24 protein-coding genes and 1 tRNA gene are annotated in these 25,780 nt (G+C 42.3%); 7 read left to right on the top strand and 18 right to left on the bottom strand.

The genetic code is table 11. The features are described 5' to 3' along the window. Positions 1–8: 8 nt before the first annotated feature. From MURRU_RS07630 to MURRU_RS07640, 3 genes are all read right to left on the bottom strand, one after another. Positions 9–344, bottom strand: coding sequence for a HepT-like ribonuclease domain-containing protein (locus tag MURRU_RS07630; RefSeq protein ID WP_014032876.1), 336 nt, complete (start codon positions 342–344; stop codon positions 9–11). Then, positions 337–627 (bottom strand): nucleotidyltransferase family protein, encoded by a 291-nt coding sequence (locus MURRU_RS07635; RefSeq protein ID WP_014032877.1) that lies wholly within the window; start codon positions 625–627, stop codon positions 337–339. The genes MURRU_RS07630 and MURRU_RS07635 overlap by 8 nt, the downstream gene beginning before the upstream one ends. 73 nt (positions 628–700) lie before the next feature. After that, positions 701–2,971: a TonB-dependent receptor gene (locus MURRU_RS07640; RefSeq protein WP_014032878.1), complete on the bottom strand. Its 2,271-nt coding sequence runs from the start codon at positions 2,969–2,971 to the stop codon at positions 701–703. A 79-nt stretch (positions 2,972–3,050) separates the two neighbouring features. Between MURRU_RS07640 and MURRU_RS07645 the strand changes: the two genes are divergently transcribed. After that, a complete protein-coding gene (locus MURRU_RS07645; protein WP_187289879.1) occupies positions 3,051–3,707 on the top strand; it encodes a metal-dependent transcriptional regulator in 657 nt (218 codons plus the stop codon). After that, on the top strand, positions 3,707–4,528 hold the full coding sequence (locus MURRU_RS07650) for a ZIP family metal transporter (RefSeq protein WP_014032880.1): 822 nt from the start codon (positions 3,707–3,709) through the stop codon (positions 4,526–4,528). The genes MURRU_RS07645 and MURRU_RS07650 overlap by 1 nt, the downstream gene beginning before the upstream one ends. Before the next feature lie 6 nt (positions 4,529–4,534). Here MURRU_RS07650 and MURRU_RS07655 read toward each other — a convergent pair whose 3' ends face one another. From MURRU_RS07655 to MURRU_RS07685, 7 genes are all read right to left on the bottom strand, one after another. Then, positions 4,535–5,662 carry an efflux RND transporter periplasmic adaptor subunit gene (locus MURRU_RS07655; RefSeq protein ID WP_014032881.1) on the bottom strand — a complete coding sequence of 376 codons (1,128 nt, stop codon included), beginning with the start codon at positions 5,660–5,662 and terminating at the stop codon, positions 4,535–4,537. A 2-nt stretch (positions 5,663–5,664) separates the two neighbouring features. After that, positions 5,665–10,014 (bottom strand): CusA/CzcA family heavy metal efflux RND transporter, encoded by a 4,350-nt coding sequence (locus tag MURRU_RS07660; protein ID WP_014032882.1) that lies wholly within the window; start codon positions 10,012–10,014, stop codon positions 5,665–5,667. 77 nt (positions 10,015–10,091) lie between these two features. Beyond that, a complete protein-coding gene (locus MURRU_RS07665; RefSeq protein WP_014032883.1) occupies positions 10,092–10,490 on the bottom strand; it encodes a hypothetical protein in 399 nt (132 codons plus the stop codon). 91 nt (positions 10,491–10,581) lie between these two features. Beyond that, positions 10,582–13,698, bottom strand: coding sequence for a VPS10 domain-containing protein (locus tag MURRU_RS07670; RefSeq protein ID WP_014032884.1), 3,117 nt, complete (start codon positions 13,696–13,698; stop codon positions 10,582–10,584). Between the two features lie 77 nt (positions 13,699–13,775). Further along, entirely contained in the window at positions 13,776–14,267 is a 492-nt protein-coding gene (locus tag MURRU_RS07675; protein ID WP_014032885.1) for a hypothetical protein, read from the bottom strand. A 6-nt stretch (positions 14,268–14,273) separates the two neighbouring features. Then, positions 14,274–14,750, bottom strand: a complete 477-nt coding sequence (locus MURRU_RS07680) for a hypothetical protein (RefSeq protein WP_014032886.1) — start codon at positions 14,748–14,750, stop codon at positions 14,274–14,276. Positions 14,751–14,756: 6 nt separating this feature from the next. Next, positions 14,757–15,512, bottom strand: coding sequence for an SDR family NAD(P)-dependent oxidoreductase (locus MURRU_RS07685; RefSeq protein WP_014032887.1), 756 nt, complete (start codon positions 15,510–15,512; stop codon positions 14,757–14,759). A 105-nt stretch (positions 15,513–15,617) separates the two neighbouring features. On the opposite strand from MURRU_RS07685, the gene MURRU_RS07690 reads away from it, so the two are divergent. From MURRU_RS07690 to MURRU_RS07700, 3 genes are read left to right on the top strand one after another with little or no spacing between them, the layout of a single operon-like run. Beyond that, a complete protein-coding gene (locus MURRU_RS07690) occupies positions 15,618–16,043 on the top strand; it encodes a hypothetical protein (RefSeq protein ID WP_014032888.1) in 426 nt (141 codons plus the stop codon). A gap of 33 nt (positions 16,044–16,076) precedes the next feature. Further along, positions 16,077–16,484 (top strand): DUF2141 domain-containing protein, encoded by a 408-nt coding sequence (locus MURRU_RS07695; RefSeq protein ID WP_014032889.1) that lies wholly within the window; start codon positions 16,077–16,079, stop codon positions 16,482–16,484. A 10-nt stretch (positions 16,485–16,494) separates the two neighbouring features. Continuing rightward, positions 16,495–16,887, top strand: a complete 393-nt coding sequence (locus MURRU_RS07700) for a DUF423 domain-containing protein (RefSeq protein ID WP_014032890.1) — start codon at positions 16,495–16,497, stop codon at positions 16,885–16,887. Here MURRU_RS07700 and MURRU_RS07705 read toward each other — a convergent pair. The 8 genes from MURRU_RS07705 to MURRU_RS07735 all read right to left on the bottom strand — a co-directional run bounded on the left by MURRU_RS07705 (position 16,884) and on the right by MURRU_RS07735 (position 23,376). After that, complete coding sequence (locus MURRU_RS07705; protein WP_014032891.1) at positions 16,884–17,597, bottom strand: DUF4097 family beta strand repeat-containing protein; 714 nt, start codon at positions 17,595–17,597, stop codon at positions 16,884–16,886. The two genes, MURRU_RS07700 and MURRU_RS07705, sit on opposite strands and share 4 nt — an antisense overlap. Positions 17,598–17,701: 104 nt before the next feature. Further along, positions 17,702–18,454 carry a DUF4097 family beta strand repeat-containing protein gene (locus MURRU_RS07710; RefSeq protein WP_014032892.1) on the bottom strand — a complete coding sequence of 251 codons (753 nt, stop codon included), beginning with the start codon at positions 18,452–18,454 and terminating at the stop codon, positions 17,702–17,704. A gap of 20 nt (positions 18,455–18,474) precedes the next feature. Continuing rightward, the gene (locus MURRU_RS07715) at positions 18,475–19,260 is read right to left on the bottom strand and encodes a HEAT repeat domain-containing protein (protein ID WP_041801393.1); all 786 of its coding nucleotides are present in this window, start codon (positions 19,258–19,260) and stop codon (positions 18,475–18,477) included. 2 nt (positions 19,261–19,262) lie between these two features. Further along, positions 19,263–19,808: an RNA polymerase sigma factor gene (locus MURRU_RS07720; RefSeq protein WP_014032894.1), complete on the bottom strand. Its 546-nt coding sequence runs from the start codon at positions 19,806–19,808 to the stop codon at positions 19,263–19,265. A 197-nt stretch (positions 19,809–20,005) separates the two neighbouring features. Next, a complete protein-coding gene (locus MURRU_RS17930; RefSeq protein ID WP_014032895.1) occupies positions 20,006–20,149 on the bottom strand; it encodes a hypothetical protein in 144 nt (47 codons plus the stop codon). A 7-nt stretch (positions 20,150–20,156) separates the two neighbouring features. Beyond that, entirely contained in the window at positions 20,157–22,373 is a 2,217-nt protein-coding gene (gene feoB / locus MURRU_RS07725) for a ferrous iron transport protein B (protein ID WP_014032896.1), read from the bottom strand. Continuing rightward, positions 22,370–22,612 (bottom strand): FeoA family protein, encoded by a 243-nt coding sequence (locus tag MURRU_RS07730; RefSeq protein ID WP_014032897.1) that lies wholly within the window; start codon positions 22,610–22,612, stop codon positions 22,370–22,372. Before MURRU_RS07730 ends, feoB begins: the two co-directional genes overlap by 4 nt. Positions 22,613–22,701: 89 nt before the next feature. Further along, positions 22,702–23,376 carry an SCO family protein gene (locus MURRU_RS07735; protein ID WP_014032898.1) on the bottom strand — a complete coding sequence of 225 codons (675 nt, stop codon included), beginning with the start codon at positions 23,374–23,376 and terminating at the stop codon, positions 22,702–22,704. Between the two features lie 151 nt (positions 23,377–23,527). Between MURRU_RS07735 and rseP the strand changes: the two genes are divergently transcribed. Together rseP and MURRU_RS07745 are read left to right on the top strand one after the other, a co-directional pair. Beyond that, complete coding sequence (rseP, locus tag MURRU_RS07740; protein ID WP_041801395.1) at positions 23,528–24,883, top strand: RIP metalloprotease RseP; 1,356 nt, start codon at positions 23,528–23,530, stop codon at positions 24,881–24,883. A 69-nt stretch (positions 24,884–24,952) separates the two neighbouring features. Next, a tRNA-Asn gene (locus MURRU_RS07745) sits at positions 24,953–25,026 on the top strand. Positions 25,027–25,780 lie beyond the last annotated feature (754 nt).

Consider the following 25,780-nt stretch of genomic DNA (forward strand, 5'->3'; position numbering starts at 1 on the left):
ATGGACTTTTAATGGGATTTCTTAATCAAAGCCTGATTGAGTCTTGGTAAATCATCTTCAATAATTTGCCAAACTATTTCCAGGTCAATTCCAAAATATTCATGAACAATACGATTTCTGAAACCTCTTAAATAATCCCATTCAATTTCTGGATTATCTGTTTTGTACTCTTCATCCAATCGATTGGCTGCTTCACCAATGATTTCAAAGTTTCTGATGACAGCATCAACAGTCTTGCTATCACCTTCAAAGTCGGTAAAGCCCATGTCTTTAGTGTAGAACATGATTTTTTGTGCAGATTCAATCATATCACGAATCAAAAGGGCATTATCTCTTTTAGACATAGATCAAGTCGGATAGAATGGTGTTAAGATATTGTTCTTTGATACCTTTTTTTGAAACCAAATCTACTTTTAAACCCAAAGCTTTTTCAATCTCGTTGGCCAAATCGATAAATCTGATTCCTATTTTCCCATCAAATTCTACCATAATATCAACGTCGCTGGTATCTGTTTGCTCATTACGAGCATAGGAACCAAACAAAGCCATAGAGGATATGGGGTAGCGCTCTTTTAAACGTACCTTAAGCTTTGAAAGCTTGTTTGCTATGTTTTGGGTAGTTTCCACACTCAAAGTTAACAATTCCCTTCAAAAACCTTCTTTTTTGAAGACTCAAGTAGCAAGTTATATCGTTTTGGCATTAGAAAACCGTATACCGCAACCCAAAAAAACCTCGAATACCTTGGTTGGGTCCGTATACATAGGTAGGGTCGAACGTAAGCGCATTTGGATTGTTGGGCGTGGCCACGGCATTACCGCTGCTGTCGAATGTAACATCTCTGTCAAAAGGGTCGTTGGCACGGGCGATGATAAAGGGATTGCCTCGGTTCGGCGTCCAATCCAATAGGTTTTTGATGCCTCCATATACTTCAACATTGTTCAGTCCCTTATATGTAAACTGAATATTCTGGATGCTCCAAGTAGGGGAGTACTCTCGTCTGGGGTCCAGTTCGCCCAAGAGCGGCAATCGCATCGGACCGTATAAATTTCCCGTATAATCGGCTGTAAGCTTTAACGAGTGAAAGGTGTATGACAAATTCCACGTAGCGGTAATGCTTTCGGTAAGGATTTGCTGTTGGGCAACTCCGTTTTCCGTATTGCTCACATCTTGCCAAGTAGCGCCCACCATAATCTTGAAACTGCTGGGAAAAGCAATATCCAAATTGGCACTAACCCCTTGAGAAACGGATTTTCCATCCAGATTGTCATAAATGATTTGGTTGGGATTGGTTTCATAATCGGGCAGGATAACGTTAGAGAATCGGGTATAAAACGCCGAAGCATCAACCCCGATAAAGGTACCGTTGTCGCTATAAATTTTCTTTAAATAGTTGATGTTGACATTAACCGAGCGCTCGGGTTTTAGTTCTTCTGCAATGATAACTTCCCGAGCCCCTGTGAGGGCAGCATGATCTTCGGTAAACAAGTTCACTACGCGAAATCCTGTACCTGCATTCACTCGAAAAATATCGTTTTTGGAGACCTTCCATTTGTATGCGACACGGGGTGTAAAAATATTGCCGTGTCTTTGGTCATAATCATACCGAAGCCCGCCCAAAAAGGAATGCTTCGGCGCAAAGCTATACTCGTCTTGAGCAAAGAGACTGGGAATCCAAATGTTGTCAGCTTCGGTGGTAGCAGGGGTATTGTCATCGTAATAATTGTAGCGAATCGCACTTCCGAACAGCAAATCGTGATTGCCCGCGGTTTTGTCCCAAGTCAATTGAGCAAAACCAATGCGCTGGTCTGCCAAATACTCCGTGTCGCCATACACCGAGTTCTGGTTATGGTCATTATAGGAGACCGACAACAACATTTTTTCTTCAAACGGCAACTGATATTTTCCGAGCACCTCCCATCTTCGGGTGTAGATGCTTTCCCCATAAATTTCATCACCACCACGAAATTCAGGTGTCCATTGCATTTCGCCTCCCCAACGATCCTCATAAAAAAAGCGTCCCGCCAAAGAGAATAAACGATTGTCGCTTCGTTCAAAATCCCACTTTTGAAATATGGAAATGCGATCTTGTAGCGTTAAATCGGTAAAATTATCGCCATTGTTGTCCACGGGTACATCATAATTGAAGTAGTTGAGACCCAAAAGCAGGTTTGTTTTGTCCCCAACCGATATTTTACTTCCCACATCCAGATTGTATTCCCCCCAACCCGTAGCAAATCCATCGGCAAAAAATTCGGGAGCACTTAAGGCGTTTTTAGTGATAATATTGATCAAACCGCCAACTGCTTCACTACCATAAAGTGAGGACGCAGGACCTTTTACGATTTCAATCTGTTCAATCAGGGAATTTGGAATGCCCGTAAGGCCATACACGGTACCCAAACCACTTACAATCGGCATCCCGTCGATAAGAACCAAAGTGTATGGTCCCTCTAACCCGTTGATATGGATATCTCCCGTGTTGCACACGTTGCAATTGATTTGTGGTCGTACCCCGTTTACGTTTTGAAGCGCATCAAAAACACTCGCCGTAGGGTTCTTTTTTAGAAAAGTAGGGGAATAGACCTCGACGGGCACGGGGCTTTCCAATCGGCTAACGGGTTTGAGGGTGCCCGTCACCACGGTTTCATCCAAACTTTGTGCCGAGGGTTCCAGTTGTATGTTGATGGTTTTGGATTCATTGGCACTTAAGCTGATTTTGGTTTGATACGATTGAAATCCCAAAGAAGTCACCAATACTACATAGTCGCCTGGCTTAATGTTGTTCAACTCAAATAAACCATCAATATCCGTGGCGGCTCCCATTTCTGTTCCATTAAGCTGCACATTTGCCAGCGGCAACGGTTCTCCATTGTCCGTAACCTTTCCGCTTACCGAAGCTGTTTGGCCAAAACAATGACTGCTGACTATTGCTATCCAAGAAAGAGCGATATGCCTACAAATTATTTTCAATATGTATAAAATTAAATTTAGACAAAACTAAAAATAGATTTTGTCAAATAAAAATGTATTTTTGAAAAAATATTTTTTGATGACTAGATCAGAGGAAAACTATTTAAAGACGATTTTTCATTTGGGTGGTGGGGATTCCAAATCCATTACCACCAATGCCATTGCAGAGCAAATGGAAACAAAACCATCTTCCGTAACCGATATGGCCAAGAAACTATCGGAAAAAGGATTGGTGGACTATGTACGGTACCAAGGCATTTCATTGACCGATGCAGGGGTGAAAACAGCTTTGTCCATCATTAGAAAACACCGATTATGGGAGGTTTTTTTGGTGGAAAAATTGGATTTTTCTTGGGACGAGGTGCACGAGGTTGCGGAGCAACTGGAACACATCAAAAGTGAAAAGTTGATTGACAAAATTGACGAACTCTTGGAATTCCCCAAATATGACCCTCACGGTGACCCCATTCCCACCAAGGATGGAAAGTTTCAGGAACGTGATGAAAAATTGCTCAGCGAAATGGCCATCAATTCCAAAGGAATATGTGTTGGGGTAAAGGATTCCTCCGTACCCTTTCTTAAATTTTTGGACAAGAACAAAATTGCTCTGGGAAACACCATCACAATAATAGACAAGGAAGATTTTGACAATTCCCTTCGTATTCAAATGGAAGGGAAGGAAATGCGCATATCACACCAAATAGCATCTAATTTATATGTAAAAAAGAACGACTGATGGAACAAGTAATACACTATTTTCAGGAAATAGACCCAGTTTTGGCAGCCTTTTATGCTACGTTGTTTACCTGGGGACTGACAGCTGCAGGGGCAGGCCTTGTGTTTTTGTTCAAAAGCCCAAAGAGGGCTTTGATGGATGGAATGTTGGGCTTTACGGGAGGTGTTATGGTCGCTGCCAGTTTTTGGAGCCTTTTGGCACCGGGCATTGAGATGAGCGAAGGTGAAGGCTTTGTAAAAGTGATTCCAGCAGCCGTTGGCTTTTTGCTTGGAGCGGGTTTTATTTTTGGTTTGGATAAAATTTTGCCCCATTTGCACATCAATTTTAAAATAGATGAAGCAGAAGGGGTAAAGACGCCCTGGCACCGTACCACGCTGCTGGTCTTGGCCATTACCTTGCACAATATTCCCGAAGGATTGGCCGTAGGTGTTCTGTTTGGAGGTGTTGCTTCTGGCTTTGAAGGTGCAACTATTGGAGGGGCTGTTGCCTTGGCCTTGGGTATCGGGTTACAAAATTTCCCAGAGGGTTTTGCCGTTGCCGTACCCATGCGCAGGCATGGTCTGAGCCGAAGAAAAAGTTGGATGTACGGTCAGGCATCGGCCTTGGTAGAACCTATTGCTGGTGTATTGGGGGCTTGGGCCGTATTAACATTTGAGCCTATTCTTCCCTACGCACTTTCGTTTGCCGCGGGTGCCATGATTTTTGTGGTGGTCGAGGAGGTAATCCCCGAAACGCAACAAGACAAATACACCGATATCGCCACAATGGGTTTTATCGGTGGATTTATAATTATGATGACCTTGGATGTTGGGCTGGGATAGATTTATTTACCCCCCTATCAAATCAAAAACACCCTTGGTCAAGAACTGATCGGCTTTGTTCAGGTCTGTTGAGATGATTTCGGTATACCCACCATAGGTATTGCCTTGTTTTACGGCGATACGTTCAAAAGTATAGCCTGCACCTTGTTTATTTACCAATTTAAGTACGTAGGAGGTACCTTCTGATTCAATGACCGCTTCTTCCGGCAAAGAGAGTGTTTTGATGGTATCCGTCATAATTTTGGCATCCACGAACATACCGGGCAGGAAGTTCGCCTCTTCTTCGTGTTCCAGATGCCCGTGTACTTTAATAGATCTTTTGGCATCGTCAATAGAGGTGCCCACCAAGTAAACTTCACCATTAAAGGCTTCTTCGGAGGCTTCAGGAATCCTAAATTGAATTTTTTGTCCCTTCTTCACTTTTAGGATGTCTTTCTCAAAAACGGTAAGTTCCAAATGTACGTGGTCGTTGTCCACAATCTCCAAAATCTCCGTGGCAGGAGAAACATAGCTTCCTTTGGCCACGTTCATTTTTGTGATGCTTCCCGAAATTGGTGCATAAATGGCGGCTTGTGACGATATATTGCCTTGTTCCACCTTGCTAGGAGAAATGTTGAGCATTTGCAATTGCTCCCGCAAGCCTCGGTAACGTGCCTTGGCTGTTTCATAATTGCTCTTGGCCTGAAGAAAATTCTTTTGAGAGGCTATTTTTTCTTTAAAAAGCGTTTCGTTTCGTTCAAATTCTGCTTTTAAATAATCCAACTGATTAAAAACCTCCATATATTCTTGCTGCATTTTCAAAAACTCCTGATTTTCCAAGACCACCAAAAGCTGTCCTTTTTTTACTTTGTCACCGACTAACAGCGACGTCTGTTTCACAAAACCGCCCATAAAGGCCATTACGCTAGCTCGGTTTTCGGGGGGCACATCGATCATCCCAGAAGTCTCCACCATTTTTGGGAAGGTTCTTTTTTCCATTGTACTAATCATGAGGTCATTGGTGTCGAATTGTTCCTGAGTTACCTTTATTCCTGTTTCTTCTCCTTGTTCTTGGGAAGCGGATTCCTTGTTGTTTTTATTGCCACAGCCCATCAATAGAAGGAAAACAGCGGCGATTTGAATTATATTTTTCATGGTTAAAATGTTATTGTCAAGTAATTAATGGCGATTACCGTTTGATTGTATTGGTTCAGCACATCCAAATAGTTGAGTTGGATGTCGTATGCGTTTTCTAAACTTAGGATGTATTGGAAAAAGTCGATTTCCCCATTTTGAAAGTTTCCAGTGGCCGCTTTCAAAATTTGATCGGAAAGATGACCGCCTTCGTCCTCGTAATAAGAGAGTTCTTTGGTCTGCTGTTTCAATTGTCCCAGCAAGGTTTTATAGCGTTGGTTCATGGCAACAGTGATTTCGGTATTTTCCATCTCCGTGATCTTGGTCTGAATCTTGGACGATTTCAGCTTGCTGCTGTGCCCGAAGAAAAAGATGGGAACGCGAACCCCCAGTTGAATACCGTACAATGATGTTCCCAGACCACTGTTGGTCCCTTGGAAATACTCCAGGTTAAGGTCGGGCAGTAATCTATTTTCTTCCAGACTCTTTTGGGCATTGCTCAGCTCTTGGCGGTTATCTAAAAATGATGCTTCCGTTTCCAGCATACCTACGGCATTCAGTACCGAAAGCTTTTCGGGTTTTTCCACAGCGATGTTCAAGGTGTCTTCACTTTGCACCAAACTCACAATTTGATTATAAGTGGTGAGTAGTTGCTGCTTTATTTTGGAATAGGTGTTCATGATTTGCCTTTGTTTTGCCTGGGCCGTCACTTTTTCCAGATAATTGGTTTCTCCCAGTTCAAACCTCCTATCGGCTGCACTGGAAAATTTACCATAAATACTATCCAATGTACTATAAAGCTCTGCTTTTTGCTGCAAGGTCTGATACTCATAGTAAGCTATGCTCAGCGATTGGAACAATTGTTTCTTCTTTATTTCAAAGGATGATTTTTGAAGCTCATAATTCGATTTTTGAAGTCTGCTTTTTGCGCCATACACTGTAGGAAACTCAAACTGCTGTTGCGCACCAAAAACTTTGAGCGGTGCCCCGTTCAATGCTAGATTGTTTTCATCATATTGGTAGTAAATATCCGTTTTGTCGAACATAAAGGCAGTTCCCTTGAGGGTTTTCGCCTGGTCCACCATTAAGGATTCTGCTTGGATTCCCTTATTGTTTTCCAGGCAAAGTGCCATTAAATCTTCCAAATCCAATTTGGTTTGGGAAAATCCTGAAACTGAAATCAGTAGCAATATGACGGTCAATGTGTTCTTTTTCATCATTTTACGTTCTTTCCTTCTTTTTCTCATTCCACGGAATTTAATATTGTGTGAATACGCATATAAAACAGGTAATACCACCAAGGTCAGTATCGTTGCCGTTACCAATCCACCGATAACCACAGTGGCAAGCGGTCGTTGTACTTCGGCACCAGCATTGGTGGAAACCGCCATGGGCAAGAAACCTAAAGCTGCAGCTGAGGCGGTTAAAAGCACGGCGCGGAGCCTATCTTTGGTCCCCTGTTTGATGAGATCCTCCATAGAATTGAAATCACTGCCCTTCAGTTCCTTAAAATGTTCAATGAGCACAATGCCGTTCAGTACGGCGATACCAAAAAGGGCAATGAAACCGACCCCAGCAGAAATACTAAAAGGCATATCCCTTAACCAAAGTAATAGAACCCCTCCAACGGCAGATAACGGAATGGCCGAGAAAATAAGCAAGGCTTCCTTAACAGAGCCGAAAGCAAAATAGAGCATAATAAAGATGAGCAACAAAGCAATGGGCACGGCAATCATTAATCTGGCTTTTGCATTTTGAAGGTTCTCAAACTGTCCGCCATAGGTGATGGTGTAGCCTGGAGGTAATGTGATGTTTTCATTGACCAATAATTGTACATCATCCACCACAGATTGAAGGTCTCGATTCCTTACGTTGATACCGACAACAATTCTTCTTTTGGTATCATCTCTTGAGATTTTTGCAGCCCCTTTTTGATAAGTGATTTCGGCCAGTTCGCTCATAGGGATTTTACCGCCGTTAGGAATATCGACATAAAGGTTTTTTAGGTTCGAAATATCTTTACGGTTTTCGGAATCCAAACGAACGGCCAAATCAAACTGTCGCTCACCCTCGAATACACTGCCTACTACCTTGCCTGCAAAGCCCATGGAAATCATTTCGTTAAGGTCGGCGATATTGAGTCCGTGGCGTGCAATTTTGGCCCGGTCAAAGGAAACGTTCATTTGTGGAAGACCTTCCACTTTTTCCACCACGATATCAGATGCTCCCTCTACATTTTGAATAAGGTCTTTGATTTCGTTGGCCTTTTTGTTCAATGTTTCCAAGTTTTCACCAAAAATCTTGATAGCGATGTCCGCTCGTACCCCAGTTATCAATTCATTGAAACGCATTTCAATGGGCTGGGTAAACTCAAGCTCCATTCCTGGAATTACGGCAAGGGCCTCTTTGAACTTATCAGCCAACTCATCCTTGGTTTCAGCCGATACCCATTCATCTTTGGGTTTAAGGGAAATTATCACGTCACTTTCTTCCATGGACATGGGGTCCGTGGGTACTTCCGCAGCGCCTATACGACTTACTACCTGTTTGACCTCGGGAAATTGATCTATTAATATCTGTTCGATTTTTGTGGTAGTTTCTACAGTTTTAGACAAAGTGGTACCTGTTTTTAGCACGGGTTGAATCACAAAATCCCCTTCGTCCAAGGTGGGCACAAATTCACCTCCCATGGAGGAGAACAGCAAAATGGCTCCTACTAAAAGTGCTGCAGCTGCAGAAAGCACCAGTTTTTTACTTTTCAAGGCCCATTCGATGACCGGTTCGTATTGTTTATTGATCCAGTTGACCAAACGTGTGGAGATACTTTTTGCTGATTCCTTGGATGGCTTTAGGAACATAGCCGATGCAACGGGTACATAAGTAAAGCATAACAGAATAGCTCCCAATAAGGCAAAACTGAAGGTCAATGCCATTGGCTTGAACATTTTTCCCTCCACACCACTCAGTGAAAGGATAGGGATAAAGACAATCAAGATGATCAACTGCCCAAAAACGGCTGAATTCATCATCTTGGAAGCACCTTCCAAGGTTATTTTATCCTTAATTGTTTGTGTTTCATTCTTGCTCAATTGGGTAAGTTCTCCTTGCCTTTGGGTGATTTGGTAGGCGATATATTCCACTATGATCACAGCGCCATCTATAATAATTCCAAAATCGATAGCCCCAAGGCTCAACAAATTGGCATCCACACCAAAAACATTCATCAGGGTAAGTGCAAACAACAAACAGAGTGGTATTACCGATGCCACTACAAGACCCGAACGCCAGTTGCCCAAGAGCAAGACCACTACAAAAATGACAATCAAACAACCCAAGACCAAGTTTTCGGTCACCGTGAAGGTTGTCCGCCCAATGAGTTCACTACGGTCCAAAAACGGATTAATGTAAACGCCTTCGGGCAAGGATTTGGAAATGGCCGCAACTCGTTCCTTAACGGCTTCGATTACTCGTTTGGAATCGGCATCCTTGAGCATCATAATTTGCCCAAGGACTTTTTCACCCTCACCGTTGCCGGTTATCGCACCAAAGCGTGGTGCACTGCCAAAACCAACTTTCGCCACATCCTTAATATAAATAGGGATGCTGTTTCGGGTCGTTACCACTATATTTTCAATATCCTTTAGGCTGCTTACCAAACCTTCACCACGAATAAAATAGGCTTGGTTTACTTTTTCAATATAACCACCACCGGTAACACTATTGTTCTTTTCCAAGGCGGTGAACACTTCTTTTGCGGTAATGTTGAAGGCGTTCAATTTTTGGGTCTGAATAGCTACCTCGTATTGTTTTAGGTGACCGCCCCATGTATTTACTTCTACTACACCTGGAATGCCCGAAAGCTGACGTTTTACGATCCAATCTTGGATGGTCCTAAGTTCCGTTGAGGTATATTGGTCTTTGTACTTTGGCTTTACATCCAAAATGTATTGATAGATTTCGCCCAAGCCAGTGGTAATCGGCCCCATTTCTGGGGAGCCAAACCCTTCGGGTATGCGGCTGGATGCAGACTTGATTTTTTCGGCAATGAGTTGTCTGGGCAAATAGGTGCCCATATCGTCTTCGAATACGATGGTTACAACCGACAATCCAAACTTGGACACCGAACGGATTTCCTTAACGCCAGGAAGGTTTGCCATTTCCAGCTCTATGGGGTAAGTGACAAACTTTTCCATATCCTGAGTGGAGAGACTGTTTGATGTGGTTAATACCTGTACTTGATTGTTGGTTACATCGGGTACCGCTCCGATGGGTATTTGTGACAGGGAGTATAACCCCACAAGGGCTATAGCTGCTGTAAATAGAAGAACAATGAACTTGTTCTTTATACTAAAGTTGATAATTTTTGAAAACATGATTCATAGAAATAATAGCATTATTAAAGTGGAATAAGGCTTGCGAAAAGTGTTCAGCAAAACTGAAATACTATGAATTATGCGTGTTTGGGCGGCTGGAAAAGATTGTCTCCCCAAATGTGGGAGTAAGACATTTGATAGTGAAAATTGCTTTTGGTGGTCACAGGAATTTCGGAGCGAGAATAGATAAAGTTGTCGGCTCCGAGAACAAAAACCAGGGACTGTGCACATTGCGATTGATGCTGAAAGGGTAGTTTTTCGTGCTCTTTCTGTTCCTCTTGGTGTTTTTCGCTGTGCGACGCTTTGAGTTCCCCGTAGTGTTTGGAAACAAAAACCATAAAGTTATCACCATATTCCTCGTTGTGGAATTGGTAATGCTCTACAAGTTGTCCAAGTTCTACCAAATCCTTAAAATGGATGTTGGCCCCTTGAAGCAAAATGAGCAGGGATATCCCTATGGTTACAATTTTATTCATCCTAACAACGTAAAATTACGAAGAATGCGCTGTAGAATATATAGCTCACCACTAATTTAGAATGAGTCTGATTCTTGAAAACCATGAGGCCCTATTGGGCCTCGATGGTTGAAATTCCGTTGTCTTCTAAAATAGCGTTCACCTTTGGAAGCTCTTTTTCCAATACGGTGTTCAGCTTGGCCATGTGGCCGTCCAACTCTGCTGTAAGCTCATCAAACACCACATAGGCAGCATCAGTTGGTCTGGCATCCCCGTTTTCAATACTTCTTTGGAGCGCATTGAATCTATTGTTCAATTTTATGGGGAAGTTCAATGGGTCTTGTCCCGATTGGTTCTTGGTTTGATAAAGGTCTTCCTCAATCTCTGTGAGGGTTCCCATAAATTCCTCTGAAAGCTTCTTGAATTTTCTACTGGAAACACCTTTGCCCAAACTATCCATTTGCTTACGGATGCTTCTGATTTGAATCACAGCTTCGTTGGAAATAGTAGCTTTGTCGGTTATTTTGGAAGCCAATTCAAACTGTTTTTGAAGGTCTTCCGCAGAGATTCCTTTCAAGTTCGGATCCATTTCAATTTTAAATGGATAGCTTTTAATGACTTCGTCGCCCACTTTCATTTGCACAGTATAGGTGCCAAGAGGTGCTTTAGGACCGGTAGTGGCCGATGCTCCCCAAATAATGATGCCATCAAAAGTGGTGGGCCCGGGATATCTGAGGTTCCAAGTAAAGGTATTGATGCCTTTGGCCGTAGTGGGTTTGGTACTGTTCCCTCGACTCCACCAAGATGCGTTGTCGTCCTTTTCATATTCTGGTTGGTTGCCACCAAAAGATTCGATAAGGTTGTTGTTCGCATCAAAAATTGAAAAAGTGACCGTATCCACCTGCTCTTCCAAATAGTATTGGAAATTGGCTTTGTAAATGCCTCTTATGGCATCTGTGGGCTTAAAAAGTACGTTTTTCTCATTTTTAAGGTCTTCGGAATATTCCCGAAAAGGTTGGATGTCGTCTAAAATCCAGAATCCTCTTCCGTGAGAGCCCAAAACCACATCGTTGTCCTTGATTACCAAATCCCTGATCGGGGTATCGGGCAAATTTAATTGGAGCGATTGCCATTCAGCACCATCGTTGATGGAGAAATAAACACCGTGTTCGGTAGCGAGAAACAATAGACCTTCTCTTTTATGGTCTTCGCGAATCGCCCTTGCAAAGTGTCCGTCCTCTATTCCTGTAATTATTTTGGTCCAAGTTTTCCCATAATCGTGTGTTTTGAAAACATAGGGTGCCCTGTCATCCACTTGGTATCTGTTGGCCGCCACATATAAAGTTCCAGGATTGTGAATGGATTCTTCGATGATGCTTACCCTTGAATATTTTGGCAGTTCTTCAGGTGTAATATCTTCCCAGTTTTCACCGCCGTCTCTTGTGATGTGTATTTTTCCATCATCCGATCCTGCCCAAATGGTATTGATGTCGTGATTGGATGGTGCCAAAGCGAACACCGTGGCATAAATCTCCGGTCCGTTCATGTCCATGGTAATCACTCCACCGGTTTTCCCCAAGGTTTCTGGGTCGGCATAGGTAAGGTCTGGACTTATCTTTTCCCAAGTTTGTCCGTCGTTGGTGGTTTTCCAAACGTGTTGTGAACAGGTGTACATTACGTTGGGATCTTTGGGAGCGAACATAATGGGGAATGTCCATTGCCAGCGCTCAGGAAGCGCACTTGCAGGTTCTCCAGAGAAAAATCTGGGGTACACTTGAATGTCCCTGACCTGACCGTTGCTTCGATCGTAACGTGTTAAAAGAGCTCCTTGGCTTCCAGCATAAAAAATATCGGGGTTGGTAGGGCTTTGCGTGATCCAACCACTTTCGCCACCACCAACGGCGTAGTACCATTCGGAACTTGGACCTCTCGCTTGCATAAAGTCCCATCCATCGCTGGGCATGGCCAAGGTAGAATTGTCCTGCTGGGCACCTGCCACATGGTAAGGAATGTCACTAGTGGCCATTACATGATAAAATTGCGATGTAGGATAATCCTGCTCGGTCCATGTTTTACCTCCATTAATGCTCACCACACCTCCACCGTCGTTAGCGTTGATCATCCTGTTGGGATTGTTTGGGTCTATCCAAAGATCGTGGTTGTCACTATGGGGGGTGATTATTCTTTCGTCAAATGTTTTACCTCCATCGGTGGATTTAAAGAAACCGACATTCAAACCATAAACTACATCTTTGTCCTTGGGATCTGCGACCAATCGGGAGTAGTAAAATGCTCGTTGTCTCAATTTACGTTCGTTATTGGCCAATTCCCAAGTCTTGCCTGCATCATCAGAACGAAAAACACCCCCTTCGTTGGCCTCTACAACGGCCCAAACTCGGTTGGAGTCCACTGGGGATACGGTTACGCCTATTTTACCAATGGGGCCTTTAGGCATTCCGTGGTTTTCGGTAAGGTCAGTCCATGTTTCTCCTCCATCTGTCGATTTCCATAGCTTACAATCGGGTCCGCCTCCCCACATTTTCCATGCTTTACGGTACACTTGCCACGTACTGGCGTATAATACGTTGGGATTGTTTCGGTCTATGGTCAGGTCGGCAGCACCGGCCTTGTCGCTTACATAAAGGACTTTTTTCCAAGTTTTGCCCCCGTCCACAGATTTAAAAACACCGCGTTCTTCGTTTGCACCATAAGGGTGTCCCAGTGCGGCAACGTAAACAATATTTTCATTGGTGGGGTCAACACGAACTCTGGAAATGGCTTGGGTCTCTTCCAGACCAAGGTGTGTCCAGGTTTTACCACCATCCGTGGTTTTGTATACCCCATCACCTTGGGTAATACTACCACGAAGTTGGGTCTCGCCCATCCCGATATAGACTACATCTGGGTTGGTTTCGGCTATGGCCACAGCTCCCACGGAAGAGCTTGTTATTTGGCCATCGGTGACACATTCCCAAGTGTTTCCGCCGTCTATCGTCTTCCATAAACCTCCTCCGGTGGCACCGAAATAGTATTCGTTGGGTCTGGATGGACTTCCAGAAGCACCTAAGGATCGTCCCCCTCGGTTGGGACCAATGTTCCTCCATTCGAAACCACTGTAAAAACTTGTGTCAACGGTAACGGGGGATACATTTTGTGCGTAAATACATAGTGTTGAAAGAAATATGGAAAGCAGTGTCCATATCTTTGTTGAGATTGTTGGTATTCTCATAATGTCAAGGTTGGTTGTGGGTAGTTAGAATAAAGTTACAATTTACTCAAACTTTTTGAATTGGATAAGTATTCCAATCATAGTTCTGGATCGTCGTAATTGATTCCGGGTGGATTAAAGAGTCCCCAACGATCCAGTGAATAGTTCCAAGGGTCGAAAGTTTGCACCCATTCTGCGAACAAAATCCTGAATTCTTCAATTTCTTTTCGCAACAACTCAAGATATTCGGTATGCTTGAAACCCCACATTTCCAATCCTGAGCAACCCGTCTGGACCTCTCGGGCTGCTTTTCTGATGATAGTGGCGTTTTCCATACGGATTGCATAAAGATCGCCACCTTCGGCACCTGCTATTTTTGGACATATAAGCATGGCATCGTTACGCAGTTGTTCAGCGTGGTGACGCAACAGGCCCAGTTCCGTTTCTTCGAGAGATGCATACTCCTCTTCATCATTTACCAAGGAAGCGATTTTATCGGCCAGATCAAAAATGAGCCACCCTTTTTTGTAAATGGGCATCTTTTCAAATTCCTCTCGGCGTTTGCCAGGTTCATCGTTGTCTTCGAACATGGTTTTTTAGTGGTTTAGTTGTTGTAAAATCACTCCATAATCGTGTTGTAAGTCTTCGTGAAGCAATGGAATTTTTTTATTGATATACTCCAACTGCCTGTTGTATAGGTTTTTAAGGGTCGTATTCCTATTGATGGATGGCCGGAAAGATTTCAGCTTCTCACAGAAGTACAGCAACAGTTCCACCTCGGTGGCTTTATTTCCCGAATAGCGAATATACTTTTTGATGGTCCGTAGTATTTTTCGAACGCTTTTTTTGATGTAGAAATAACTGTTGATGTTGATATCTGAGAACATCACATCAACCTCTTCTTTTACGGTTTCGATATACCCTTCCTCACTGTCCGACTCAAAAAGAAGATAGGTGAGGAGCTCCTTGTTCTCTTTTTTGAATCTTGCCAATCGCAAACAAAGTTGCATGGTCTCTTCCTGGGATTTAAACTTCAGTTCTTTTTTGAGTTGTGCAACCGTAGCAGCTTTCATAATCAACTATCTTAAATAAGAAGCTCCGTTCACGTCGATAATGGTTCCTGAAGAATAGGCCGCTTCGGAAGACGCCAAGAACAATATGGCATGGGCTACCTCTTCGGGTTGTGCCATTCGTTTAAAGGGCGATTCGCGCAGCAGATTTTCCCGCTCAGCGGGGGTCAGGGTTTCTTTGGCCATTTCGGTTTCGGTGAATCCTGGGGCGACAACCCCTACATAAATGTGGTGTGGCGCCAATTTTTTGGCAAGGGATTGACTCATGGAATTCAATGCAGCTTTGCTGGCCCCGTAAGCTGGTTTGGTGGGCTCCCCCCGGAAGGCACCGCGAGAAGATACGCTTACGATATGTCCGCCTCCTGTTTTCATCATGGCTTTTGCACTCCAATAACACAAATTGGCCACAGCAAAAAGATTGGTCTCAAAAGTTTTTTTCCAAGCGTTAGTCCAATGATCAAAATCAACTTGGTCTATTTCGTGGAAAATGGAAATGCCAGCATTGTTCACCAATACATCGAGTTGACCAAATTCTTTTACGAAATCATTGATCAAGGCTTTGGTTTCTATCTTTTGGGAAATATCCCTTTTAAAAAGTTGATGTCCGTCCCCGGGCAATGCTGCCAAGGTTTTTTGGGCATCTTCGTCATTGCTTCTGTAATTGATGCCCACTTTGGCCCCTTTTTTGGCGAAGGCCATGGCCGTTGCTTTTCCGATGCCCCTTGAGGCACCTGTAATCAATACGTTTTTTCCTGTAAAATCCATAAACAATACTTAATACTTCAAATATACTAGGATCGTAGCTTCTTGACCCTTAAAAAGAATTGAACTACCTTTAAATCTTATCAAATAGCACCTGACTGTAAGAAGATGAGCAAAAGAAAAAAACATTGGTTGTGGAACGTTTTGATAGTGCTTACCATAATACTTTGTATTCTATCCTTTGTGGAACACTATAAAAACTGGCACAAGATTGAAGAGGGCAACCTAAAAATCTTCTCTGGTATTTATTATCAAAAAATACCCTTGACCGAATTGGACAGTGTATTGTTGGTGGACAAGTTGCCCGAAATGGAACGCTCCAGCGGGTTTTCCTGGATGGAAAAGGAAAAAGGAATCTTTAATGATTCCATTACCAATACAAAAGTGTACGTTTTTGTGGATGACCTGTATCAACAAAAGATAAAGGTGGTGCACCACGATTCCCTTAAAATGTACCTGAATCTTAAGGACAGTCTGGAAACCCAAAAATTATATGCTATTTTGCAGCGTAATTTGTTGGGTGAAACCGAGTAGCCCGAATAATTTACTAAATAGTCCTGGATTACCATGAGAATACTCCTTATTGCCCTATTTCTAGCGCCTTGGACCATATTTTCACAAAATAACATTTCGGTTCATGTGCACAATGTGCCATCCAACAAAGGACATATTAACGTAGCCGTTTATAATTCGGACGCTACATTTTTGTCTTTTGACGGAGTGTTTAAAGCTGGGACAGAAGTTGCTCACGAAGGTATTGTGCAATTGCTGATCGAAGATTTACCTCCCGGGGAATATGCTCTGGCGGTTTTCCACGATGAGAACGGAAATGGTGAATTGGACACGAATTGGTTGGGCGTGCCTAAAGAAAAAGTGGCTTTTTCCAAAGGAAAAATGAAAACCTTTGGGCCGCCGAAATATAATGAGTGTGCATTCCGAATCCATTCGGATTACGAAATCAACGTTGAACTTTAAAAGTTAAAAGATGGGAACAATTTTTATGGCCCAGCTCATGGGAGCCTTGTACGGATTATTGGCTGTAATATTTGGTGCTTTTGGCGCCCATGCCCTAAAAAGGAAATTGACCCCCGAACTACTGCAAAGTTTTGAGACAGGGGTCAAATATCAGATGTACCACGCAATTGTGCTATTGGTTTTGGCCTTTAACCTCAATTTTGATAGACCGCTGGATTCGGCAATTGTAAACTGCTTCATTTTTGGCACATTGTTATTTTCTTTTAGTATTTATGCCCTTTGTTGGGGTGCTGCCAAAGGCAACAAACCCCGTTTTTTGGGACCCGTCACTCCAATTGGTGGCTTGCTTCTGGTTATGGGATGGGCCTTGTTGCTCTATTCTTTTGTTTCCAATCTAATCTAGAGACGCAGGTACATATTACCGTTTATTGTGTTGAGCTTTAATCGATGGGTTGCATTGTCAAATCTGCCCTCCACTTTTTGGCCAACATAACGATCTATGACCTTAAGGTCAAGCTTTTCATCGGCATAGATGTTGCCGTGTATGGTCTCGGCAATCAGGCGTGAATTCTTCATCACCAAATCGATTTCGCCGTTGATGGTCTGTAGGTCCATGTCACCGTCATATTTTTTGATGTCGATGTCACCATTGATCAAATCTGCGGTAAAATCCCCTTCAATAACTTCGGACCTTAGGTCGCCGTTTATGCTGCTAACCTTGAAGCTTGCATTTTTGGGGACATAGAGTACATAATTGAACTCGTAGGTATCTTCTTCCATGTACCCTCTGTGTTTTGAGTTGGGATTGTTTCTGTCCCACTCTTTCTGAAACGCCTTAAATAGAGGAATGGCGTCCGAGGCGATTTTGAGGCTAGAGCTTTTATCATCAATATCCAGCCCATAAAGATCAAGGAACTTTCCATTCTTTGTGGTAATGTCGGCCTTAAAATAGACCGTGGATTTATCCCAGGTCTTTACCTCGATGTTGTTGGCAAATTTTACATCCAAATCAATGGATTGTCCGGAATACTTAAAACTTTTTTCAATAATTTTTTGTGCACCCAGGGATAGGATGCCCAATCCCATAAATGCGGTGATGATTAATTTTTTCATGACTGTTCAATTTTTGATTATATTTTTAATTGATGCTTTGTAATGGTGAGTGCAGTCGAAGGATGAGTAGCAAACATCTCGACTGCGCTCGATGGTTTTTGAGATTATTTTTTTCTTAGGTACATATTTCCATTGGTCGATTTCATGGAAATTTTTACACCACCTCCGTTAATGGATGCCTTAATGTCTCTTCCCAAAACTGATTTTAATCCGTCTTTGTTCTCTGCTTGTACATCAAAGTCGGTATAAACGTTTCCGTTTAGGGTGCTCAAGGCCAAATTTGCCGGTGTACTACTGGGAAGACTCACATCTACCGCTCCGTTGGTGGAATACAGGGAAATAGGAGAGTTTTGGGCAACCTTTCCAAAAACCACTTCGAGTTGACCGTTCAAGGAGTTGGCGGTTACTGGCCCGTTTACGTTTAGTATTTTTACTCCCCCGTTAAGCTGGGCATCGGCCTCAATTTCTCCAGAAAAGCCATCGATTTCAATATCACCGTTCCATGTACTTTTTACGGCAACATTTTGTGAAGCGGGCAAATAAATTTCGGCCCCCTTGTTTTTTCGGAGGTTGTAAACAATAAGAGTGTTGCCGTCCTGTACTACGGAAAATCCGATGTCGGTGTTGTCCGTGCCTCCTTCGCCGACCAATTTTAAGCCTTTGGCGCGCTCTGGCGTTTTTATCGCTGGGCCGGATTTGATCAACAGTTCGTTGGAGCTGTGGGTTTTTAACACAATGTCCGTTTTGGACTCTATTTTAACCCATTGGATGCCATTTAGGGATTTGGTGTAATCGCTTTGCGCTTTGGCAATACTGCCCATAAAAAGGGCCATTAAAATAAATGTGATTTTTCTCATGATATTCGCTTTTTTGATGTTTATGTTATGCTTGGCAATACTGCCCTGATTTGCTCTTTTATAAAGGGTTGTGTGTCTTCTTTTTCCAATAATTTCTTCATGGGTTCGGCCGCTTTTTTCTCCTGTATCTGCACCAATGCTTGTATTATGGCCACCTGAATACTTGGATTTTTCTCCTGTGCCAAGGCTTCAATAAAGGTGCTCTTTACCGTTTCGGAGGAGCTGAACTTCGCCAAGGCTTCAAAAGCGCTCATACGAACGTTGTCGTTTTCATCGTACAGCAATCGGTTGGCCAATGCTAGGATGATGGCTTTATCTGGCCGATCAAATTCCTCGATATAGTTGACCCCCTGTATGCGCTTACTTGCGGATTGATTTTCCATTAGCGACAGCATAGCTGTTTGCTTCATTTGATTGGTTTCATCCTGTAATTGAGCGATATTTTGATTTACTTTCCTTTGTTGAAACATACTTCCCATTTGAAAAGCGACTGCCAAAAGGGCAATGCTGGCAGCAATTTTCAATAGGTTTCCTGTCCAACCTGATGAAGTTTTTGATTCCATTTGAACCACCTTGCCTTGATTGTTCTTTTCTAGTTCAAGAGCTGCTTCAAACTTTGTTTTAAGCCTGTTCGTGGGGATTGGAATTTCTTTTTCAAAAACATTGAAGAAGGCTTTCATCTCCTCTAGCTCCTTTTTGCATTCGGTACATTGTTCTAGGTGTTGTTCAAACTTGGCTTTTTCAGACTTGTCCAATATGCCATCCAGATAATCCGGTATTTGGTCAAAAACATGTTGCTTTTCCATGGCTATATACTTTCTAAATAAATATTCTTCAATTTTTTTAAAATCCTGCACACTCGGGTTTTTACAGCTCCTGGGGTGCTCCCCATTATTTCGGCCAAATCTTCGTACCGCACTTCCTTGTATCGGTTCAAAATCACAAGCTCCCTGTCATATGGGTCAAGCTGGCTCAAGGCATACTTTAGGTGAGCATTGTTTTCAGAAGCATCCTCCTCATCTTCCACTGCTTTGTGTGCCAGAACTTCGATATCGTCATGCGGTCTTTGGTTCCTTGTGTAATGTGTTTTTAGGCTGTTCCGTGCTATGGTGAACATCCAAGACAAGAAAGACCCATTATTGTATGAGTTCCGATACTTGATCAGTTTGTAAAAAACATCCTGTGTAAGATCTTCGGCCAACATACGATCACCCGACATTTTGTACAGAAAATTGTACACGTGTTTGTGGTGTCGGTCAAAAAGTTCCTTGAGCAAATCCAAGTCGCCGTCGGATACTTTTTGCATGATCATTTCATCTGAAAGTGTTTCCAAATGCTGTTTTTTAGTTGGCATTTACTTTATATAGTCAGGAAATTAAGAAAGGTTACAGAAAGGGGGTGAAAAAAATAAAAAATTGTTTGATGGAGTGGTAAGTTTGTAATAATCAAGGTTTAGTGGTGGGGTCTCGAACTTAGTCGAGCTAGGGTTATACGTGCCGAGGTCTCGACTGCGCTCGACCTGACACTATTCACGTATAAATTTAAGGTAGATTAACTACAGCCACAATTGTCCTGGCCACAGGAATTGGAATTGTTGTTCCCTTTGCTGAAGAGTGATTTTGGAAGCAAGAATTTCCAAACCAAATAGCCTGCTGCAACGAGCAAGGTTCCGTATGCCAATATTTGTTGGATCATCTTTGTATTAACTTAGGATTTGGTATGCTATCAAAGCTACAATATAAGCAAAAACACTCATAAAGCCCAATTGAATCATGGGCCATTTCCATGAGTTGGTCTCTCTTTTTACAATCGCGAGCGTGCTCATACATTGCATGGCAAATGCATAAAAGAGCATCAAAGAAATACCCGAGGCCAAATTGAACAGCGGCTCGCCATCTTCATCCAGCTCAGCGGCCATTCTATTTTTAATGGTTTCTTCTTCGTCGTTGCCCACACTGTAAATGGTTGCCAAGGTTCCCACGAAAACTTCGCGGGCGGCAAAGGAGGTCAAAACTGCGATGCCAATTTTCCAGTCGTACCCCAAAGGTCTTACCAAAGGTTCAAAGGCTTTTCCCGCTTGGCCAATATAGGAATGCTCCAACTTATAGCTCGATATTTCCTGCGCCACGGCTCTTTCGGAAAGTTCTGCGGTCAAAACCTGAATGGAATCCTGAAGGGCATTGGGCGCCATACCTTCCGTTTCTGCAGATTCACGATACGATGCTACGTTGTTTTGGATGTAATTTTTACTGTAGGTGCTCAACCCTTCATTTTCAATTCGCTTTGTCACGATACGGTCGGCATCCTGAAAATCATCGGAATAACCATTGGAACCTAAGAACCACAATACAATGGAGATGGCCAAGATGATTTTACCAGCACCTAGCACAAAACTCTTGGTTTTTTCTATTACGGTGTAGACCACATTTTTCACCAAAGGAAGGCGGTAAGTGGGCATTTCCATCATAAAAACGGACCTACTTTGTATGTTGAGGATTTTATTCAACACCATTGCGGACAATAGGGCCATTCCAAAACCAATCATATACAAAAGCATCAAGGTCAATGCCTGGTAGCTAAGCCCTAAGAAACTGCCTTCTGGAATTACCAGGGCAATCAAAATCAAATACACGGGCAATCTGGCAGAACAGGTGGTAAATGGTGTCACCAAAATAGTAATCAGCCTTTCTTTCCAATTTTCTATAGTACGTGTGGCCATAATAGCGGGGATGGCACATGCATTTCCTGATATTAGGGGCACTACACTTTTTCCGCTCAATCCAAACGGACGCATTAAACGATCCATTAAAAAGACGACACGGCTCATATACCCTGATTCTTCCAAAAGGGATATGAAAAGGAACAAAAAGGCTATCTGAGGTATAAAAATTACAATTCCGCCAATACCGGCGATGATACCTTCGGCCAACAAATCCGTAAACAAACCTGCTGGCAAGGTGTTTTTCACCCATTCACTGGCCAAGGCAAATTTTTCATCTATAAAATCCATCGGGTAGCCGCTCCAATCAAAAATAGCTTGGAATATCAGCAACAAAATGGCAAAAAAGATGAGGTAACCAAAAACTTTATGTGTCAGAATTTTGTCCAAGGAAGCTCGTAGGCCCTTGGCGGCCATAAAATCCACCTTATAGGTTTCCTTTAAAATATTGTTGATGAGCTGATATCGAAGTACGGTTTCCTTATGCTGTAATTTTTTGAGCTCGTCCTTGGACTTGGTGGCAAAATCCGTGGCATCTTGTATCCGCTTTTTTTCAATGGGCATAAAGTTCACGTCTTGCGTGATTACCAACCATAGTTTGTACAAGTCTTCTTGTGGGAAGGTCTTTTTCAGACGGTCAAAATATTCAGGGGAGATTCTGGTCGGGTCCAGTAAGGATTTGGAAGAAATGCTTTTATAGTCTGCAATGAGCTCCTTTATGCGTTCAATTCCCGTGTTTTTTCGTGTACTGACCAAAGCAATTTTGGTGTCCAACTTTGTTTCCATGGCATCAACGTCAAGCGATATCCCCTTGCGACCCATCCTATCTGCCATATTGATGACCAAAATGGTCGGAATCTTAAGATCTTTAATCTGGGTAAAAAGAAGTAGGTTCCTTTTCAGGTTTTCCACATCGCTGATCACCACGGCCACATCGGGGTAGTCCTTGTCATTTTTATTGAGCAGGAGCTCCACTACGAGGCTTTCGTCCAAAGAAGTAGTGTTTAAGCTGTAGGTGCCCGGAAGGTCGAGAATATGTGCTTTAACTCCTCGGGGAAGTTTACAGATTCCTTCTTTTTTCTCTACGGTGATACCTGGATAGTTGCCTACTTTTTGCTTGAGTCCGGTAAGTTGATTAAAAACTGAGGTTTTTCCGGTATTGGGATTGCCGATGAGGGCTACGTTGATGTTTTTGCTCATTTGGCCTGTGTTTCATCAATAATATCCAGCTCAATGAGTACTGCCAAGGACCTTCTTATTGCCAAATGACTTCCGCTGAGATTAATGTAGATGGGATCGTTTAGGGGCGCAATTTGTAAAAGCTCGACGCTGTTCCCTGGAAGACAGCCCAACTCCATTAATTTTACAGGGAGGATATGCTCGGTAAAATCCTTGATAATGCCCTTTTGTCCATATCGTAAATCTGCTACGGTCGCCACTGTTCTTATTTAGAATAAATTTAATTAAGAGCAAAAATAAGTAAAAAAGTGAAATTACGAGGTGTATTCATAGAGAAAGGTGCCAGGATTTACTCTTTGTAACTGGCTTCAAGTATTTTAATGTCTTCCAAAAGCTTGTCGATATCTTCACGATTGGTGCCATCATAAAAACCACGAATGCGTTTTTCCTTGTCCACCAAAATAAAGTTTTCTGTGTGGATCATATCAAAAGGCCCTCCATCACCATCATTTTTAACCGCTAGGTACGATTTTCGCGCCAACTCATAAATCTGTTTTTTATCCCCTGTTACCAAGTTCCATTTGCTATCCACTACGCCTTTTTCCAAGGCATATCTTTTTAATTGGGCGACAGTATCGATTTCCGGGGTCACAGAGTGGGAGAGGAGCATAATATTGGGGTCATCCAGAAGAGCGTCCTGTATTTCCGTCATGTTTTTGGTCATGATCGGGCAAATGGTGAGGCATGTGGTAAAAAAGAAGTCGGCCACATAAATCTTGTCCTTGTAATTTTCCTGGGTGATGGTATCCCCGTTTTGGTTCAACAAGGCAAAATCAGCCACTTTATGGTATTTTTTGGTGTAGTGCAAAGTGCTGTCCACTAAAGATTTATCCACCATAGAGGGTTGATATATGGGAAGCATTTTCTTGGGTTGCAGGGCATTATAGAAAAGATAGACTATAACTGCTGATAGCCCCAACATCACGATTCCAAACAGCTTATACTTTGCAAAAAATAATCCCATGTTTACAAAATTACGGCCCAAATGGCTATTCCTCAAGGATAAAGCCACTAATTGTTGCTAAATCTTTCTTAAATCATGAAGGGATCAAATTTGTCGTTTTTTTATCAATACCTAAAAGGTTACTTTTGTGCGTTTTAACAAAAGACGACGAATGACCCCTATAGTAATAAAGACCATACAATTCTTTTTGAGCTTATCGCTTCTCATCGTGCTTCACGAGTTAGGGCATTTTATCCCTGCAAAGCTTTTTAAGACCAGGGTAGAGAAGTTTTATCTCTTTTTTGATGTCAAGTTTTCCCTTTTCAAAAAGAAAATAGGGGAAACCGTTTACGGAATTGGTTGGTTGCCCTTGGGCGGATATGTGAAGATATCCGGGATGATCGACGAGAGTATGGACAAGGAGCAGATGCAGCAAGAGCCAAAACCTTGGGAGTTTCGAAGTAAACCGGCTTGGCAGAGATTGATCATTATGCTGGGCGGGGTTACGGTGAACTTTATTTTGGCTGTTGTAATTTACATTGGGATGGCCTATTCTTATGGCGACCAATATATTCCCATGGATAGTTTAAAAGATGGGGTTTGGGTAATAGAAAAGAAAATTGGGGATGAAGTAGGTATACAGACCGGGGATAAAATTATTGCTGTTGATGGCGAAGAGTTAAAAACCTTTAATAGCGTATTTGTTGAGTTGATTAATGGAAACAATATTACTATAGAGAGGGACGGCCAGCGTATAGAAAAAGAAATCCCCATTGATTTTATCTCCACTTTGATTGAAGACGAGGATAAGATTCGGTTCCTAAGTTTTAGAGTTCCGTTCCAAGTAAATAAAATCCCCAAAGCATCACACAATAAAACAGCAGGGTTTCAATCCAAAGATAAATTCTTGACCATTAATGGTTCCGAAGCCGTTTACAGGGATCAAGTGATGGATATGCTGGAAAAGAACAAGGACAAAGACATCAACATTGTGGTAGAACGTGCTGATGGAACACGGTCCAATATTGTAGCCCATGTCGATGAGGAAGGTAAATTAGGTTTGGAGATTGGGGGATATACCATGGATGATTTGCAAGAAGAAGGGTATTTAGAGGTAGAAACTGAAAAATATACCTTTTTGGAAGCCATTCCGGCAGGAATTGACAAAGGTGTTTCCACTCTATCCAGTTACGTAAAGCAATTAAAGAAGATTTTTAATCCTGAAACAGGAGCTTATAAGGGTGTGGGAGGTTTTGCCGCTATTGGTGGCATGTTCCCCGATACTTGGAACTGGCCTGCATTTTGGGCGACAACGGCATTTATTTCCATTATTTTGGCCTTTATGAACATTCTGCCTATCCCCGCATTGGACGGCGGACACGTTATGTTCTTGTTGTACGAAATGGTTACGGGCCGTAAACCCAGCGATAGATTTTTGGAGTATGCCCAAATGGTCGGATTCTTTCTATTGATTGCTTTGTTGCTGTTTGCCAATGGAAATGATTTATATAAATGGCTTTTTAAATAGAAAAGCAAATTTTTTGTTTGTGGTGTAAAAAAGATTCTTTTATATTTGCACCCGCTTAAGGTAAAATATTCCTCCTTAGCTCAGTTGGTTAGAGCATCTGACTGTTAATCAGAGGGTCCTTGGTTCGAGCCCAAGAGGAGGAGCAGAGATAAAAATCCAATACTAGAAATAGTGTTGGATTTTGTTGTTTTATAGGGTGTTACCATGATAGTGGAAACTCAAACATCCATCATAATTTCTGTAACCTAATAAAAAAAGGTGTACAAAAAGGTTACATCAAACACTTAAAAAGGTTGCAACCTCATTCCGAATTGTGTGCCAATTGTTTAATCAAAACAAATTATCTATTCGCTTTATCATAAATAAGGCAAGACAAAAGCAAGTTCAAGTGTCATTCCTGTTGTTCCCTGAGCGAAGTTGATGGGAAGCAGGAATCCATTTATGATACAAGGAAACAGCTATCCACAAGCAAACTACTTAATTTGCAAATTGAGCCTATTGTTTCCAATATTATTTTATTGAATCATTCGGAAGTCAAAAAGTAGCCCCGGCAAGAATCGAATTTTTCTCCCAGACCCCCAGTTTTATTGGGGTTTCCATTTTTTGATTTCAATATGTTGACGATTTGTGAACTTTTTTGACCGATTTGTCTTTCGTCATATCAAAGATAAACAAACAGCTGTAAAATGATTGATTCATAAATTGAAACCAATCGTTTATTTGAACTTTGTACAGGCCATTATGACTGAACTTTTCCATTGTTCTTAGTTGTATACACCTCTAGAATGATTCTGGGTAAAGTATGATATTAATTGCTAACGTATCTCTTGTGCCCAATTACTCATGTGGTTAAACAAATTTTTCTTGGACGTCATCATATTAATTAAACATGATGAT

The organism is Allomuricauda ruestringensis DSM 13258 (assembly GCF_000224085.1).
In the GTDB taxonomy this organism is placed as follows: domain Bacteria; phylum Bacteroidota; class Bacteroidia; order Flavobacteriales; family Flavobacteriaceae; genus Flagellimonas; species Flagellimonas ruestringensis.